Source organism: Oerskovia rustica (assembly GCF_014836555.1).
GTDB classification, from domain to species: Bacteria; Actinomycetota; Actinomycetes; order Actinomycetales; family Cellulomonadaceae; genus Oerskovia; species Oerskovia rustica.
The window spans coordinates 152,860-165,666 of record NZ_JACSQQ010000004.1 but is presented as its reverse complement, the minus strand read 5'-3'; the positions used below and the strand labels follow the sequence as shown (position 1 = coordinate 165,666).

The window sequence follows — 12,807 nt, the reverse complement described above, 5'->3', positions numbered from 1 at the left end:
GCGGCCTCGACGTCACGCTCGCCCCGGCACGAGTCTCTGGGGCGGTGCTACCGCCGCGCGCTGCGCCGACGTGCGGCGCGCCGCCGCGTCGGGCTCGCGAGGTGCAGGAGCACACCGCCGAGGACCACCAGTGACGTGCTCGCCACGACCAGCGGCATGGTCTCGGCGCCGGTCTGGACGAGCCGTTCGGTGGGTGCCTCGGCCTGGGTGACCGCCTCGGCCTGCGCGGCGGCCTGCTGGGTGGTCGCGGCCGGGGTCGGCGTGCCGTCGGCGACCTCGGCCACGTCTCCGGGGATCTCGGGCTGGACGAGCGGCGTCGCGGGGGTCGTCGGCTCCTGCGTGGTGGCGGGCGTCGTGGGCTTCCGGTCCACGAGGGTGGTCGGCTCGTCGGTCGGCTCGAGGATCGTCGACCCCTTCGTCTCCGGCGCCGCCGTCGACCGCTTCGTAGGGACGGTCGCCGTCGGGGTGGTCCCGGGTCGCCCGGCGATCTGCGTCCACGGGGTCGTGGTGGGCTCCTCCAGGTCCGTCCACGGGGTCGTGGTGGGAGGGTCGACCTGCGTCGTCGGCACCGTCGTCGGCGTGGTCTCGGGAACCTCGACCTGCTCGGTGACCGGAGCCTCCCAGCAGACCCTCACGTGGTCGTAGGTCGGCGCGTTCAGCTCGTCGTGCGCGTCCGCCCCGACCCCCCAGCCCGGCAGCTCTCGCCCCTCGGCCGTGACGACCGTGAGGCTGCGGACGTCCGGCCCGTCCCCCTCGACCGACACCACGGAGCGGTGGAGGACGAGCACGAGGCCCGTCGTGCCGATCTCCACCCGCCCGTCGTCACCACGTCCGAGGTCGGCAGCACCGACGTCCTGGCACGTCGGTTCGCCCGGCGCCGTCTCGGCGTGGGCGGTCTGTGCAACCAGCGGCAGCGTGGCGGTGACGGCGAGCGCGAGCGCGCCGACCTGCAGGGTGCGGGCGACGGCGGTGCGGAACGTGTGGGGGCGGGGGGCGTCTGTCGAGGACATGTCTCCAGCGTCCCGCTCTGCCGCTTCCAGCGGATCGACCCGGCGTCGACCGGGACGCCCGACTTTGGTCGGTGTCCGGTTCGGGACTGCGACCTCAGTCGGCGGCGTCGCGGACCATGAGGGCGATCTGCACCCGGTTGTCGACCCCGAGCTTGTCGAACAGGTGCCCGATGTGGGACTTGACCGTCCCGATGCTCATGAAGAGCTCGGCCGCGATGCCCGCGTTGGACAGTCCACGCGCGACCGCCTGCGCGACCTCCGCCTCGCGCTCCGTGAGGGTCGCCAGGCGCTCGCGTGCGTCCGTGACCGCGCCACGGTCCGCGCGCTGCGACACCGCGGCGATGAGCTGGGCCGTGACCGACGGAGAGAGGATCGGCCGACCGGCCGAGACGGCCCGGACCGCCGCGAGCAGGTCGGGCGGTGCGGTGTTCTTCAGGAGGAAGCCCGTGGCCCCGTCGCGCAGCGCGGTGAGGACCATGTCGTCGGTGTCGAACGTGGTCAGCATGATCACGGCGAGGTCCGGGTGGGTTGCCCGTAGTCGCCGCAGCGCCTCCAGGCCGTCCATGCGCGGCATCCGGATGTCCATCAGGACGACCTGCGGCGATGTCTCCCCGACGAGCCGCAGGGCCTGTGCTCCGTCGTCCGCCTCGCCCACGACGTCCATGCCGGGGTCCGCGCCGAGCATCATGCGCAGACCGGCCCGGACCAGCTGCTCGTCGTCGACCAGGAGGACGCGGATCGGTACCTCGGGAGTCGTCACGAGTCCTCCTCGGGCCAGGGCAGCACGGTCCGCAGCACGTAGCCTCCGTGCCTGTCCGGGCCGTGCTCGAGCCGGCCCCCGGCCAGCCGTGCTCGTTCGGCGATCCCGACGAGTCCCATGCGTCCTCCCTCGATCTGGTGCGGTGTGCGTGCGCTTCCCGGGGCGTTGAGCACCTCGACGGTCAGCAGCCCGCCCGGTGCGCCGTCGACCCGGACGACGACCTGCGCTCCGGCCGCGTGCTTGCGCGCGTTGGTGAGTGCTTCCTGCACGATCCGGTACCCGTCCCTGCTCAGCTGCCCCGGCAGCCCGGGCAGGTGCTCCCGCGTCGCGGCGGCGACCTCGACGCGCACCGGTGTGCCGGCGTCGACGGCCTCGCGAGCCAGATCGTCCACGTCGGCCAGCGTCGGCTGGGGACGGTCGGGGACGGGCGTGCCCTGGTCGGCGTCGGACGACCGGAGGACCCCCAGGACCTGCCGGAGCTCGACCAGCGCGAGGTTCGCGTTGTCCCGGACCACACCTGCCGCCTCGGCGACCTGGTCCGCGGGGAGGTCGGGACGGAACGCGAGCACGCCCGCGTTCATCGCGACCAGCGAGATCCGGTGCGCCAGGACGTCGTGCATCTCGCGCGCGATGCGCGTGCGCTCGGCGACCTTCGCCTGCTCGACGCGCGCCGCCTGCTCCCGCTCGGCAGCCCGGGCTCGCTCGCTCAGCGCCTCGACGAGCTCCCGCCTGTTCCCCTGGTACGCACCGAGCCCGACGCAGGTCGCGTACACCGCGACCGCGACGAGGACCCGCGTCCACCACTGCTGCGTGGCGTCCCCCGACAGCTCGTCGACCAGGATGCCCGCCACGAACAGGGCCCCGACGCCCGCGACGGGCCACCACCGCCGCCACGTGGCCAGCGAGGCCACCGCGACGAACATGGCTCCCAGCGCCGACGAGCAGAACGCCGCGGCGACGACGAGCAGGACCGCGACGAGCACCGGCCGCGCACGACGAAGCCTCAGGAGCGCCAACGCGGCGACACCCGCAGCGGCGTCCGCGAGCCAGCGCAAGGCCGGGGCGTCGGGCGACTCCGCCACGGCGAAGGCGAGGAAGAGCGCACCCACGCCCGCCGCGAAGGCGAACGTCGCGATCTCGCCCTGGGCCGAGCGGCCGGCCGTCGCCGTCGTGCCCGCGCGCTCCGCAGCGCGCCGCGACCGGTCGCCGGGCGGCGGCGCGGGCGACGCTGCTGTGGTCAGGACGGCGCTCCCGGGCTCGGCGATGCCACGGAGACCGGCGTGATCGCCTCGTGCGCGGGCCGCGTGCGCTCGCGCCCGCCCAGAACGACGAGAGTCACGGCGGCGAGGACGTAGACGACCGGGATGAAGAAGTTCGCGGCGAACGTGGCGCCGGCGTCGGACGGGTGGACCCCGGCCAGGAACGAGGAGAAGTCCCACAGGGCGTGCAGCGCCATGGCCGCGATGATCGTCCCCGTCCCGCGCCGTGCGAGGTACAGACCCGTCCCGGTGAGTGCCGCGAAGAAGATCTGGATGACGGCGCCCGGCTCGTTCAGCAGCAGGTTGGTGAGGTGGAACCCTCCGAACCACAGCGTCGTCCAGAGGATCGCCATGCCCTCGGAGCGGTCGCCCTGACGCATCGCGCGCAGGACGACGCCGCGGAACAGGGTCTCCTCGGTGAAGCCGACCAGCAGGCTCGCCAGGAGGACCGCGAGCAGGTGCTCGGGAGCGAACAGCGACCAGTCGAGCCCCGCGAGGTGCAGCACGGCGACAAGGACCATGACGGCCGGCAGGGTCCACAGGAACCAGCCCGTCGGCAGCCGGCGCGCGTCCCGGAAGACGTGGTCCCAGCGTGCCCAGGCGAGGAAGGCCACGAGCCAGACCGCCCCGGCCGCCAGCGGCAGGACCACCGAGCGCATCGTGGACCCGGCGGTGTCGAAGAAGTCCTCGTACCCGACGCCCGAGATCCGCATCAGGCCGATCACGACCACGCAGTAGACGACGAACACGACCGCCGCGACGGGGACCGTGGGCGCGACGCGCCACCGGGACGAGAGCTCGGCACGTGAGGACATGACGCTCCGTTCGTGACGGGCCCGACCGACGTGCCGCACCCGACGCCAACTTATCCGGCACCCCCGCGCCCTGCCGGGAAGCGAGGCCGCACCGTGTCAGAACGCGCGCGGTGCCTGGGCCACGCTCGACGCGGGCCGGGGGTCACGGCCGCAGGTAGTCGAAGATCAGTGTCGTGCTCGTGCCCGCGACCTCGGGGCGGACGCTGAGCGTGCTCGCGACGAGGTCCCGCAGCACGGTCGAGTCGCGCACCGCGACGTGCACCATGAAGTCCCGGTCGCCCGTCACGAAGTAGATGCCCTCGACGTTGGGCAGCCCTGCGAGGTAGTCGCGGAACGCCGTGAGGCCCGACCGGGCGTGCGAGTGCAGGCGCACCGCGATGAGCGCCTGGAGGCTCCGGCCCATGGCCGCCGGGTCGATCTCGGTGCGGAAGCCCTGGATGACACCGCGCTCCTGGAGCGAGCGGATGCGCGTGTGGCACGTCGACGGCGCGATCCCGACGGCCTCCGCGACGGCCTTGTTGGTGGCCCGCGCGTCGGCGTCGAGGACGGCGAGGATGCGGCGGTCGGTCTCGTCGAGCACGGCCGCCTGGACCTGCGTCGACCCGGCCCGAAGATCGTTCGGCATGGTCCCCCACTCTCGTCATCCTGGAGAAGATCGTTCGGCCAGGCACCCTTCTCACGAAGAACATGTCAGCCTGCTTGAACCCTACCGAAGATCCCTCCACCATGGGGGTGAGGCGCAACCCGTCTCCCACGACCCGGCCTCAGCATCCTCGAGGCCGGGTCGACAACGTCTCAGGGCAAAGGAGCCCCCGATGACCACCCCGTCACGCACCACCCCTGGTTCCCCCGCCCCCCGCACCGCGGTCGTCGTCGGCGCAGGCATGGTGGGTCTCGCGACCGCCTGGCACCTGCAGCGCCGCGGCGTCGAGGTCACGGTCCTCGACCGCGAGGGGGTCGCCGCAGGTTCCTCGTGGGGCAACGCCGGCTGGCTCACGCCCGGCATGGCCATGCCCCTGGCCGACCCGACGCTGTGGACCTACGCCCCCAAGGCGCTGCTCGACCCGACCGCGCCCCTGCACGTCCCGGCCCGGCTCGACCCGCGCCTGTGGTCCTTCCTCGCCCGGTTCGCGACCCACGCGACCCAGCGCGCGTGGGACCGCGCGATGGCCGCGCTCACCCCGATCGACCGGCTCGCGCTCGACGCGTTCGACGAGCTCGCCGCGCACGGCGTCGCGGCCCGCTCGACCCCCGGACCGTTCGTCATCGGCTTCGAGGACGAGAGGCAGGCCGCGCCGTTCCTCCACGAGATCGCCCAGGTCGAAGCCGCGGGGCAGGTGGTCCCGCTGCGCCGCATCGACCGGCCCGACGGCGCCGCTCGCCCCTCCGGCGCGTCGCACCCGGGCGACGGTCGAGCGCCCGAGGTGCGCGACGCCGTCGGGCGGCCTGCACAGCTCACCGACCGCGTGCGCGCCGTCTACGCGCTGGAGGGCCAGCGGTTCATCGAGCCCGGACCGTTCGTCGGCGCGCTGGGCGACGCGGTCCGCGCGCGCGGCGGACGCATCCTGACCGGCGCGACCGTCACGGGCCTGCGCGCCCAGGAGGGGCGCGGCGTGCAGGTGCTCGTCGACGGGCAGGAGCCCGTGGTCGCCGACGTCGCGGTCCTCGCGACCGGCGCGTGGCTGCCCGGGCTCGCGAAGCCGCTCGGGGTGCGGACGCTCGTCCAGGCCGGGCGCGGCTACTCGTTCACCGTCAAGACCGACGTGCCCGTCGAGCAGCCGATCTACCTGCCGTCGCGCCGCGTCGCGTGCACGCCCTACCAGGGGCGGTTCCGCATCGCGGGGACCATGGAGTTCCGCGGCCCCGACGAGCCGTTCCAGCCGCGGCGCATCGACGCGATCCTCGCGTCCGTGCGCGACCTGTTCCAGGGCGTCGACCTCGACGACCGGCACGACGAGTGGGTCGGTTCTCGGCCAGTGACCCCCGACGGGCTGCCGCTCGTCGGCGCGACCCGGGCTCCCGGCGTGTACGTCGCGGGCGGGCACGGCATGTGGGGCATCGTGCTCGGGCCCGCGACCGGGCGGCTGCTCGCCGAGCAGATCATGACCGGGACCGTGCCGCCGGAGATCAGGAGCTTCGACCCGCTGCGGTGAGGCGGGTACGGCCACCCGGCCGCAAAGCCGCCGACACGTGACCGGATGCCCCCTGAATCGCGCGGATCAGGGGGCATCTGCTCACGTCTCGGCGAGAGCGGCCGGTGCCGCGTCGACTCGGATGCGTTCCAGGTAGTCGGCGATCGCGTCGCGGTTCCTCGTGAGGGTGCCGATGCGCTCGGTCATCCGGGCCAGCTCGGTCTCGAGCAGCGCGATCTTGTCCGGGTAGGCGTTGTGCAGGTGGATCTCGCGCGGCTGGTTGAGGCACGGCAGCAGCTCGGCGATGATCCGCGTCGGGAACCCGACCTCGAGCAGGCCCCGGATCTGGAGCACTCGGTCGACGAGGTGCTCGCCGTACTCGCGGTAGCCGTTCTCCTCGCGCTGCGGGGTCAGGAGCCCCTGCTCCTCGTAGTACCGCAGCAGGCGCGTGGCCGTGCCGGTGCGGCGGGACAGCTCGCCGATGCGCATGTGATGCACCCCTCTCGCGGGTCGGGCTTGACCTTCACACCCATGTCAGACATTCATGCTAACCCTATGACCACCTGCACCGCTCCGACGGAGCCGTCGACCGACGCTCCCCCGACGGCCACAGCGCCCGCTTCGTCCGCAGCGCCCGCCGCGCCTGCGGGGTCCGCGACCTCCACAGCGCCGCCTGCGCCCCCGACGACCACTCCCCCCGACCGGACCGGCGCCACCACGGACGCTCCGCCGTCGGGCACGCGCTTTCCCCTGCTGCCGCTGCTCGCCCTGGCCGCGACCGGGTTCGTCACGCTCCTCACCGAGGTGTTGCCCGCGGGCGTGCTGCCCGCGCTCAGCGGCGACCTCGGGGTCTCCGCGAGCGCCGCCGGGCAGACCGTCACGGTCTTCGCGATCGGGGCGATCGTCGCCGCGATCCCGCTCAGCCGCGCCACGGCCCGCTGGCCCCGGCGCCGCCTGCTGCTCACGACGATCGCAGGGTTCGCGGTCGCGAACACCGTGACGGCAGTCTCGTCGAGCTACGCCCTCACGCTCGGCGCCCGCTTCGCGGCGGGGCTCGTCGCCGGGCTGACCTGGGCCCTGCTCGCCGGGTACGCGCGTCGTCTCGCCGCTCCGGAGCAGGCCGGGCGGGCGCTCGCGATCGCGATGGGCGGCGCCCCGCTCGCGCTGGCCCTCGGCGTCCCGGCGGGGACCGCGCTGGGCGCGACCGTCGGGTGGCGCTGGGCGTTCGGCGCCATGACGATCCTCAGCCTCGGGCTGGCGGCGTGGGTTCGCTGGGGCGTGCGGGACTTCCCGGGCGAGCCGCGCGGGACGCAGGTGCCGATCGGGCGGGCGCTGCGGCTGCCCGGCGTCGCGCCCGTCGTGCTCGTGACGGGCCTGACCGTCCTCGCCTACAACGTCTTCTCGACGTACGTCGCGGTGTTCCTCGAGGACGTCGGGCTCGGCGCGCAGACTGGCGCGCTCCTCGCGGTGCTGGGGGCGACGTCGTTCGCGAGCCTCGTCGTGATCGGCGCCCTGATCGACACGCACCTGCGCATCATGACGATCCTCGCCTCGACCCTGCTGGGGGTCGCGGGCCTGACGCTGGCCGTCGCTGCGGCATCGCCCGTCGCTGTCTACGCCGCGGTCGCCGCGCTGGGCTTCGCGTTCGGCGGCAGCGGGACCCTGTTCCAGACGGCGCTCGCGCGAGCCGCAGGTCCCGCGGCCGACGTCGCACAGTCCGCGTTCGTCACCTCGTGGAACGGGGCGCTCGCGCTCGGCGGGATCGTGGGTGGCGTGGTGCTGGGCGCGGGCGGTTCGGGTGCGCTGCCGTGGGCGACGCTCGCGCTCGCGGTGCCCGTCGTGGGGATCGTGGTCGGGGCGCGGCGGCACGCGTTCCCGGCGGCACCGCGTGATGTGCGGTCGGTCGGGAAGCGCGGGTCGGCCCGCGCCTGAGCGGCGACCGTCGACCGTCGACCGTCGACCGTCGACCGTCGACCGTCGAGATCGGGCTCGTTGTCGCTGGATCGCCCGGTATGGCGGCAACGACCCCGATCTCGCGGTGCAAGCAACCGGGGCGTCAGGACAGAGTCAGGGTGACACCGTCACACTCCCAGGGGGACCCATGCCGCACCGCCGACCAGCACGTCCGCTCCGCGCAGGCTCGCCGCTCGCCCTCGCCGGGCCGCTGCTCGTCGGGCTGCTGCTCGTCGGGCTGCTGCTCGTCGGCGGATGCGCCGGAGCGGTGTACGAGCCCGACCCTGGGGCCGTTCCCTTCGAGCTCACGACCCACTGCGGCATCGACGAGCTCGTGCACGAAGGCCTCTGGTACCAGCGGGTCGACGGTCCGCTCGACACCGGCGGCGGCAACCCTCCCCGCGGATGGGACAACCCCTCCCAGGAGGGGTGGCTGCTCGTCGAGGGTGACCGCGCGACCTTCACCGACGACCAGGGACACGAGGAGGTCTTCGAGGTACGCGAGGGCGCGACCGAAGCGATCGACCTCTGCTCCTGACCCGCCGAGCCCAGCCCGCCGAGCCCAGGCCCGGCGAGAAGTGAGTAGATGCCCCTGATCCCCAAGGATCAGGGGCATCTACTCACTTCTCGGCGGCAGGTGCCGCCAGACAAGCGGGTCAGCCCTCGAACTTCTCCGGGTCCGGCCCGATGCGCCCGTCGGCGCGGTCGAGCCCGTCGATCGCCGCGACCTGCTCGGCCGACAGCTCGAAGCCCAGCACGTCGAGGTTCGACGCGATGCGCTCGGGGGTCACGGACTTGGGGATCGCGACGGTCCCGGCCTGCAGGTGCCACCGGAGCACGACCTGCGCCGGGGTCACGCCGTGCGCATCGGCGATCGCGGAGAGGACCGGGTCACCCAGCACGGTCCCCTGGCCCAGCGGGCTCCACGCCTCGGTCACGATCCCGAGCTCGCGGTGGTGCGCCCGCAGCGCCCGCTGCGAGAACGCCGGGTGCAGCTCGACCTGGTTCACCGCGGGCGTCACGCCCGTGGCCGCGACGACCGCGTCGAGGTGCTCGGCCGTGAAGTTCGAGACGCCGATCTCGCGGACGAGCCCGGCGCCGCGCAGCGCGACGAGCTCCTCCCACGCCTCGACGAAGCGGCCCGCCCCGGGCACGGGCCAGTGGATCAGGTACAGGTCGAGGCGGTCGAGCCCGAGCCGCTCGAGGCTCTGCTCGAATGCGGGGCGCACGGCCTCGCGCGCCATCGCGTCGATCCACAGCTTGCTCGTCACGAACACCTCGTCGCGCGGCAGGCCCGACGCGGCGATGCCCGCGCCGACCCCCTTCTCGTTGCCGTAGACGGCGGCCGTGTCGATGCTGCGATAGCCCGCGTCCAGGGCGAGCGAGACGGCCTGGGCGGTCTCGCCGTCGGGCACCTGGAAGACGCCGAAGCCGAGCTGCGGGATGCTCGTCCCGCCGCGCAGAGCGACCGCGGGGACGGTGGTGGTGCGGGTCATGAGGGTTCTCCTTCGGGTGGTGGGTGGGTCAGTGCGCCGTGACGGGCACAGGCGGCACGGGCGCCTCGGCAGGCGTGCCGGCGGTCCGACGCTCCTGGAGCGTCGCGACGCCGAGCGCCACGACCGCGAGCAGCGTGAGCGCGGCACCCGCCCACAGGGGCGAGGTGAAGCCGAGCCCGGCCGCGATGGTCAGGCCGCCGATCCACGCGCCGAGCGCGTTGCCCACGTTGAACGCGGCGATGTTGGCGCCCGACGCCATGGTGGGGGCGGCCTGGGCGTGGCCCATGATGCGCATCTGGAGGCCGGGCACGGTCGCGAACCCGAACGCCCCCATGAGGAACAGCGAGACCAGGGTCATGACCTGGCTCGTCGCGGTGAGCGCGAAGACCGCGAGGACCACGGTCAGCGCGCCGAGGAGCACGAGCAGGCTCGTGGTCAGGCGCCGGTCGGCGGCCTTGCCGCCCAGGTAGTTGCCGACGAACAGCCCCGCGCCGAACAGCACGAGCAGCCACGGCACGCTCGTGGTCGCGAACGAGCCGACCTCGGTGACCGTGAAGGCGATGTAGGTGAACGCGCCGAACATGCCGCCGAACCCGAGCACGGTCACGAGGATCGACCACCAGACCTGCGGGTTGCGGAAGGCCGCGAGCTCGGTCCGCAGGGACGGCGTGCCCGACGGCGCCGCTCCCGCCGGGCGGGCGGGGTCGCCGTGTGCGGTGGCCGAGCGGGCTGCGTCACCGGGGGCTGCCGCAGCGCCGTGCGCGCCGGACGCCCGGCGCGTGGACGGCACGAGCAGGACGATCCCGACGAGCGCGACGACGCCGATGACGGTGATGGCCCAGAACGTCGAGCGCCAGCCGTACTGCTGACCGAGGAACGTGCCGAACGGTACGCCCAGGACGTTGGCGGTCGTGAGGCCTGCGAACATCGTCGCGATGGCGCCCGCGCGCTTGGCCGGGGCGACCATGTCGGCCGCGACGACCGCGCCGATCCCGAAGAACGCACCGTGGCACAGGGCCGCGAGGATGCGCCCGCCGAGGAGCAGCTCGTAGGTGGGGGCGAGGGCCGAGAGCAGGTTCCCGGCGATGAACAGGATCATGAGGCTGCCGAGGACCGTCTTGCGGTCGAGGCGGATCACGGCGGCCGTGAGGCCGATGGCTCCGACCGCCACCGCGAGCGCGTAGCCCGAGATGAGGTAGCCGGCGACGGCCTCGGTCACGCCGAACTCTCCTGCGATCTCCGGCAGGAGACCCATGATGACGAACTCGGTGAGCCCGATCCCGAAGCCCCCGACGGCGAGGGCGAGAAGACCCAGCGGCATGCGCTGCTCCTTGTCTGTGTCTGGCACCTCGCGCATCGGCGTGTGTGCAACAACCGGCGCGTGCAGTAGTTGCAGGCGCCTCATAAATAGTTGCACGCGCTGGTAGTTCACACAAGCGGTATAGTTGAGAGCGACGTCACGACAGGCACAGGAGGCACGCATGGGCATCGGGGACGACGCCGTCGAGATCCGCTCGCAGGGCTGGCGCACGCTCGCCGCGCTGCACGGCATCCTCGACACCGCGCTCGAACGCGCGCTCCAGGCCGACCACGGCCTCTCGGTCGTCGAGTACACCGTGCTCGACGCGCTCTCGCGCCAGGACGGCTGGCACATGCGCATGCAGCAGCTCGCGCGCGCCGCAGCCCTGAGCAGCAGCGCCACGACCCGCCTCGTCAACCGCCTCGAGGACCGCGGCCTCCTCACGCGCATCCTGTGCCAGGACGACCGCCGCGGCATCTACACCGAGCTCACCCCGCAGGGCGAGCAGCTCCTGCGCCAGGCCCGGCCCACGCACGACACGGCTCTCGAGCAGGCGCTCACCGAGGCCTGCCAGGTCGAGGAGCTCGCGCCGCTCGTCGCGGCGCTGCACGAGCTTCCGGCCGAACCGTCGGCGAGCGCGGTGCCCGTGGGCGCGACCGCCTGAGAGCCGTTGCCCTCCCCCTCGCGGGAGGGTGCGGCCCCGTCGTCGAGTGTGCAGTTCGGGTCGTCCCGAGCGTTCCCAGACGACCCGAGCTGCACGCTCGGCGCGACGGCACGGGCCCCCACGAGGAGGTCGGCTGACAACCCGCACCGAATCTGGGACCCTCGTCCCATGGGGGACCCCGCGACGACGCCGACACCGCACGACGGTGACCACCACGAGCCTGTCCCGGCGACGGTCGGGGCCTCGGCCGCCGCCCCCGCCTACGGCTTCGCCGAGCCTGCCGCGCACCCCTCGCCCGCCCTCCCGCCGGGCCTGGCCACCTCCCTCCCGCTCGATCTCACCGACCTCGACGACGCCCCGCTCGTCGGCCCGTACGCGAGCTGGCTACGACGCGTCGGGGCGTTCCTGCTCGACAACTCGATCCTGGCCGCGATCATGTTCGTGGTCGTCGGCCCGGGGGTCGCGCCGAGCGCGCTCCCCGGTCTGGACAACAACGGCAGCATGGGCACCGCGTTCGAGGACGTGACCTGGTCCGAGAGCGCGTGGATGATCGGGGCGGTGCTCGCGATGGCCCTTCTCCAGGCGTACACGGGCGCGACGCCCGGCAAGCGGGCCGCGGGGATCGTCGTCGTCAACCGGGACTCCGGCCGACCGGTCGGCTTCCTCACCACCGTCCTGCGCTGGCTCGCGCACGTCCTCGACGCGCTGTGCTTCGTCGGGTACCTGCGTCCGCTGTGGGACGAGCAGCACCGCACGTTCGCGGACAGCCTGCTGTCGACGGTCGTCGTGAGGTCCGTCGCGCCGGAGCCCCACGCGTTGCTCGCGCCGTTCGTCCGGGAGGGACGACGCGGGTCCAAGGTCGTCACCGGAGCGGCGACCGTCCTGTGCGTGGCCGGCCTGCTGTACGCCTACGGCCCCACGACGACCACGGGCGGGAGGTTCGTGTCGTCGGTGGCCTGCACGACGTGGGAGCACGAGGACCGCCCCGACCCGGCCCGGCTCGGCGAGGCGTCCTTCAGCAGCACGACGCCCGGCACGATCAGCCGCCTCGGGGTGACCCACCCCTACCCGACCGACGGCGCGGGGCCGTCGGAGATCACGCTCGCCTGGGAGGGCGACCTCCCGGCAGGTTCCGCGGTCTCGCTCGAGGCGGTCCTCACGGCCCCGGACGACACCCGGCTGGAGTACTCGGCGCCGCTCGGCACGGACGGCGACGGGTTCGGCACCGAGCCCACGAGCCCCGGCACGATCGAGCTCCCCGCGAACGACCTCCGAGACGTCGGGGCCGGGTGGACCTGGACCGCCCAGATGCGCGTCGACGGCGTCGCGACCCCGGCCTGCGGCGGCGACGTCCCGTCCTGAGCCGGCCCGTCGAGCAGGGCCGTCGCAGCCCGCCGTGCCGCACGCCCGACGGCGCC

The 12,807-nt window shown here is 73.7% G+C and carries 13 protein-coding genes; 5 read left to right on the top strand and 8 right to left on the bottom strand.

Annotated features, from left to right (window positions below):
- Positions 1 to 47: 47 nt before the first annotated feature.
- From H9652_RS03785 to H9652_RS03765, 5 genes are all read right to left on the bottom strand, one after another.
- The gene (locus tag H9652_RS03785; RefSeq protein WP_191794887.1) at positions 48 to 1,010 is read right to left on the bottom strand and encodes a superantigen-like protein SSL4; all 963 of its coding nucleotides are present in this window, start codon (positions 1,008 to 1,010) and stop codon (positions 48 to 50) included.
- A 94-nt stretch (positions 1,011 to 1,104) separates the two neighbouring features.
- On the bottom strand, positions 1,105 to 1,770 hold the full coding sequence (locus H9652_RS03780) for a response regulator (RefSeq protein WP_191794885.1): 666 nt from the start codon (positions 1,768 to 1,770) through the stop codon (positions 1,105 to 1,107).
- Complete coding sequence (locus tag H9652_RS03775) at positions 1,767 to 2,879, bottom strand: sensor histidine kinase (RefSeq protein WP_191794883.1); 1,113 nt, start codon at positions 2,877 to 2,879, stop codon at positions 1,767 to 1,769. The genes H9652_RS03780 and H9652_RS03775 overlap by 4 nt, the downstream gene beginning before the upstream one ends.
- 128 nt (positions 2,880 to 3,007) lie before the next feature.
- Entirely contained in the window at positions 3,008 to 3,844 is an 837-nt protein-coding gene (locus H9652_RS03770; RefSeq protein ID WP_191794881.1) for a CPBP family intramembrane glutamic endopeptidase, read from the bottom strand.
- Between the two features lie 142 nt (positions 3,845 to 3,986).
- Complete coding sequence (locus H9652_RS03765) at positions 3,987 to 4,469, bottom strand: Lrp/AsnC family transcriptional regulator (protein ID WP_191794879.1); 483 nt, start codon at positions 4,467 to 4,469, stop codon at positions 3,987 to 3,989.
- Between the two features lie 190 nt (positions 4,470 to 4,659).
- Here H9652_RS03765 and H9652_RS03760 point away from each other — a divergent pair, with 190 nt between their 5' ends.
- Entirely contained in the window at positions 4,660 to 5,997 is a 1,338-nt protein-coding gene (locus H9652_RS03760; protein WP_191794876.1) for an NAD(P)/FAD-dependent oxidoreductase, read from the top strand.
- 81 nt (positions 5,998 to 6,078) lie between these two features.
- Here H9652_RS03760 and H9652_RS03755 read toward each other — a convergent pair whose 3' ends face one another.
- A complete protein-coding gene (locus H9652_RS03755) occupies positions 6,079 to 6,465 on the bottom strand; it encodes a MerR family transcriptional regulator (protein ID WP_191794874.1) in 387 nt (128 codons plus the stop codon).
- A 66-nt stretch (positions 6,466 to 6,531) separates the two neighbouring features.
- Here H9652_RS03755 and H9652_RS03750 point away from each other — a divergent pair, with 66 nt between their 5' ends.
- Both H9652_RS03750 and H9652_RS03745 read left to right on the top strand, forming a co-directional pair.
- Positions 6,532 to 7,908, top strand: coding sequence for an MFS transporter (locus tag H9652_RS03750; protein WP_191794872.1), 1,377 nt, complete (start codon positions 6,532 to 6,534; stop codon positions 7,906 to 7,908).
- Between the two features lie 169 nt (positions 7,909 to 8,077).
- Positions 8,078 to 8,467: a hypothetical protein gene (locus tag H9652_RS03745; protein WP_191794870.1), complete on the top strand. Its 390-nt coding sequence runs from the start codon at positions 8,078 to 8,080 to the stop codon at positions 8,465 to 8,467.
- A gap of 118 nt (positions 8,468 to 8,585) precedes the next feature.
- Here the strand turns inward: H9652_RS03745 and H9652_RS03740 are convergent, their stop codons facing one another.
- Together H9652_RS03740 and H9652_RS03735 are read right to left on the bottom strand one after the other, a co-directional pair.
- A complete protein-coding gene (locus H9652_RS03740; protein WP_191794868.1) occupies positions 8,586 to 9,425 on the bottom strand; it encodes an aldo/keto reductase in 840 nt (279 codons plus the stop codon).
- Positions 9,426 to 9,453: 28 nt separating this feature from the next.
- Positions 9,454 to 10,746 carry an MFS transporter gene (locus tag H9652_RS03735; protein ID WP_191794866.1) on the bottom strand — a complete coding sequence of 431 codons (1,293 nt, stop codon included), beginning with the start codon at positions 10,744 to 10,746 and terminating at the stop codon, positions 9,454 to 9,456.
- Between the two features lie 160 nt (positions 10,747 to 10,906).
- Here H9652_RS03735 and H9652_RS03730 point away from each other — a divergent pair, with 160 nt between their 5' ends.
- Complete coding sequence (locus tag H9652_RS03730) at positions 10,907 to 11,389, top strand: MarR family winged helix-turn-helix transcriptional regulator (RefSeq protein WP_191794864.1); 483 nt, start codon at positions 10,907 to 10,909, stop codon at positions 11,387 to 11,389.
- Between the two features lie 168 nt (positions 11,390 to 11,557).
- Complete coding sequence (locus H9652_RS03725) at positions 11,558 to 12,751, top strand: RDD family protein (RefSeq protein WP_191794862.1); 1,194 nt, start codon at positions 11,558 to 11,560, stop codon at positions 12,749 to 12,751.
- Positions 12,752 to 12,807: the final 56 nt, after the last annotated feature.